Source organism: Brevibacillus sp. AY1 (assembly GCF_029870785.1).
GTDB classification, from domain to species: domain Bacteria; phylum Bacillota; class Bacilli; order Brevibacillales; family Brevibacillaceae; genus Brevibacillus; species Brevibacillus invocatus.
The window spans coordinates 1-3,308 of sequence record NZ_JAFLPN010000086.1; the positions used below are offsets into that span (position 1 = coordinate 1).

General features: G+C 37.4%; 4 protein-coding genes and 1 pseudogene. All 5 read right to left on the reverse strand.

What is annotated here, in order from left to right; genetic code table 11:
- Positions 1-342 (reverse strand): annotated as a pseudogene (locus JZI27_RS24690) (IS4 family transposase); the annotation flags it as partial.
- 455 nt (positions 343-797) lie between these two features.
- The gene (locus JZI27_RS24695) at positions 798-1,091 is read right to left on the reverse strand and encodes a type II toxin-antitoxin system RelE/ParE family toxin (RefSeq protein ID WP_280209815.1); all 294 of its coding nucleotides are present in this window, start codon (positions 1,089-1,091) and stop codon (positions 798-800) included.
- Between the two features lie 4 nt (positions 1,092-1,095).
- Positions 1,096-1,476 (reverse strand): AbrB/MazE/SpoVT family DNA-binding domain-containing protein, encoded by a 381-nt coding sequence (locus JZI27_RS24700; RefSeq protein WP_221175576.1) that lies wholly within the window; start codon positions 1,474-1,476, stop codon positions 1,096-1,098.
- Between the two features lie 558 nt (positions 1,477-2,034).
- Positions 2,035-2,751: a hypothetical protein gene (locus JZI27_RS24705; RefSeq protein ID WP_280209816.1), complete on the reverse strand. Its 717-nt coding sequence runs from the start codon at positions 2,749-2,751 to the stop codon at positions 2,035-2,037.
- 109 nt (positions 2,752-2,860) lie between these two features.
- On the reverse strand, positions 2,861-3,172 hold the full coding sequence (locus tag JZI27_RS24710) for a hypothetical protein (protein ID WP_280209817.1): 312 nt from the start codon (positions 3,170-3,172) through the stop codon (positions 2,861-2,863).
- Between the last annotated feature and the right edge of the window lie 136 nt (positions 3,173-3,308).

Here is a 3,308-nt window from a genome sequence, read left to right on the forward strand (position 1 = left end):
AAAACCGATACACGATTTATTGATGTGAGGGCTTGCACTTTGTCAATGGTGGTGCAACTGAGTAGTGTCAAAAAAGCGACGCCACGCATAACCGCTATGGTTGAGAAAACGGTATACCGTATCCTTGCCGGGGAACATCTCACCTTTCTTGCTCTCCAACAAGCGAAACCAGTTCTTGTGATGAAACAAGAGGACAAACACAAGTTGGAACAGATACGAGCAGGTAAAGCCAAAATTCTTTTTAAAACCTGCGGTTTTCAAGTGATGCAGCACTTTCAGTTCTGTCCAAGCCATTTTGATTTCGGCAGGGAGTTGCTTGTTTTGTTGAGTTTGCTCTATCATAGAAAGGACACCTCTCCTGTATGGTAGTGATTCCTCGACACTTTCACTTTACCAAACGGAGTGGTGTTTTTCTATTTTTCAAGGAGTACTCTAAAATTGGTTTTAGACTTGCTGTACCAAGGAAAAACGCTCATTTTCGCTCTGCGAAAGTTGAGTTAGTAAACGCAACCCAGATTTAATTGATGAGTTTAGATCCTCTATTGCAACTCGTTTAATAGCACCCGGCACCACAAACAAGCTATCTGACGAACAATTAACAGCTATTATCAAAGAATCGTAGTGAACTATGTCGCGTAAGTTTATCCTTGTTTCAATGAGTCAGAAAATCAGCATTATGTAAAAAACGTCCGAATCTTCATTTTTGGACGTTTTCGCTATTTAGGTGCTATTTTTTGTTACGAACATACGTTGTATATAAGAAAATTAACAAAGAGCCAGCATATTGCTGACCCTTGCTAGTTCATGTAGCTTTTCACCGCGTCCCAAAAATTCTCGCGAGTACCAGCCATGATGACAACAACTACTTCGCCTTGATCGTTTTCCGTCAAGTAGTAGGCGATTTCATAACTGGTTTTCTGATAGCGAATGTCATAACCGTAAATGCCAGCTAAATCACCGATCTTCTGTTGACCTACATCGGGATTGGTCTGAATTTCTTTAATTGCATCTTGGTACAATTTTTTAAGTGGTTTGTCATTGAGTTTCTTTAAATATTTCTCGGCTGGCGGCAAAAATCGGACAGGCAGCAAACAATCAGTCCTCCCCGAAAATGTCACTCATCTGATCGTCTCCGGTGCCAACCTGTTGAGCGAGAAGGTCTGCATCTTCCATCATTTTCTCGACTGCCGGTCTTACCTTCGCTTTCATGCGTTTAAACTCCTGGAGCAGTTCCTCACCAGACAGATGTCTTTCTCGGATCAGTTCGCTTAAAATCTCTTCAGCAAACTCAACTTCACCTACCGGACGAATAACAAGTTCATTTCCGCGTAGAACGCATTCGACTTCATTTCCAATGCCTAATTTTTCAAAAAATCTCTGTGGAATCGTGATTTGTCTTTTCGTGGAGACGCTGATCCGTTTGGATTCCATATGGCTCCGCCGCCCTTCCATAATTTCCTTATATGCAATAGCCATATTATCGCCCTCCTCCATCATATGTATTCTTTGTTTCTTTGTTGCTTGGTTTCTTTGTTTTAATTGTACACGAAAAAGTGGCTGACGGAAAGAAAAAGTGTGCCCGAAAAGGTCATTATGAAAAAAACGCCTTAAAAGAAGTTTTTTTCATTCCTTTCAGCAGTTCAAATACGAAAACAACGATCACATACTCCAAGATCCAGGAGTTGGTTCTACTCCTAGTTAAAATCCCTCATTGCTACCATAAATTTTTTATAGTAGGGTTATCCACAGTTTTTCTACCATTAAATTTTTATGGTTGGGTGAGGTGAGTTTAATTCTTTTCACTTCTTAATCCTTGATGCCTTAAGTATTTTTAAAGTATAATTTTAGCTGAATGGTTCATTACTGCCTATAGTTGAACGGTTCTATGACGTTCTACCAATTTTATCCCAGAGACAATACGAAATAGATTATTCACAAACAGTCAAATTTTCTTCAAAATAAAAAGAGCCTTAATGGCTCAATTATCGGATAACACTAAATAAATATTTGAATTCCCAAAATTATCAATTCACTTCATTTCTTTTTGCTAAATGCTGTTATGATAGAATCTACATTTGAATAAGCACGTTCAGGCATTTCATCCCAAAACATTTTTGTTACTTCTACGTAGCTTCTAAAGTCTTGTTCTTCTACCATAAGAGAATATGAATCTAACAATACTGCATCTGCAAGTTCCAGAGTATCTGTTCCTTTTATAAACTCGAGTTCAAAATAATCTGGTCTTATCTTCCTAAGTTTTCTGGCTGATTCGCCATCACCATGTTTGATTGTATTGACCAGTAACCGCATTTCCTTTATTTTAATCCAGGATAATAACTCTTCAAATATAACCCCATGTAATTCAAAAATCTTTTTGGCATCACCGAAAGATAAAGCATTATTATTAAATGATAATAAGTGACGCATCTCAGTTACAGTAAACTTGATTAATTGCTGTTCCCAAATCTGACACATCATTGAAATTGTCATCAACAGATGATTCTTTTTCATTGTGTTCAAGAGTTCATAAAGTTGTATCCCTTCATCATTAGCAAAATCCGCAACTGTGGCAGGGTCAGTATTTTTGTCTGCTGGAAAGTTATTATAGATTGAATCAGCATAATCGGTAGCCTCTTTCTCAATGTCGCCAAATGATGGTATCGTTCGATTGTAATATTCCGCCACCATAGATAACTCTTTTTTATACCTCTCCATTAATGGCTTCCAAAAGTAGAATTGAGTATCCCTCATCCTTACCACTCCTCTCTATTTGCATTAAAAATCTGCTGGAGAAATTGTCCCCAGCAGTTTACTATATCTATTTTGAATATATAAGGTCTCGTATAAAATCCGTTCTTATTTAATCAATAAAATCCGCTTCCATGATTTTGTTAAATATTTTCCCAATATAACCTTTGTCTTCGTTTTGGAAGAACACGTTATACTGCTCGAAATCATCTCTATCTCCCCAATGAGAAACATCATTAAATGGTGTCCCTGCTATGATAAACGAGTTAAGTACAATGCTATCATGTTGTTGGCTAAGATTATATTCGATACTTTTAATCGTTTGTGAAAGCTGTATTTTTGGGTCAAAAAGTCCTTTTAGATTTCGGATACCTTTAGGGTCAATAAACGTAATGTATTGTTTATCTCCACGAATCAGCCACATGATAAAATCAGGGAAGAAATTGTTCGCTTCAAAGAAGCCAATTCCTGCCTTACTTTTATTACGTGAATCAATTTCATAAATCTGAGCCCTACGGGCTCAAGGTTTTTTGAGCATAGAAAAAGGAGTACCTCCCCAA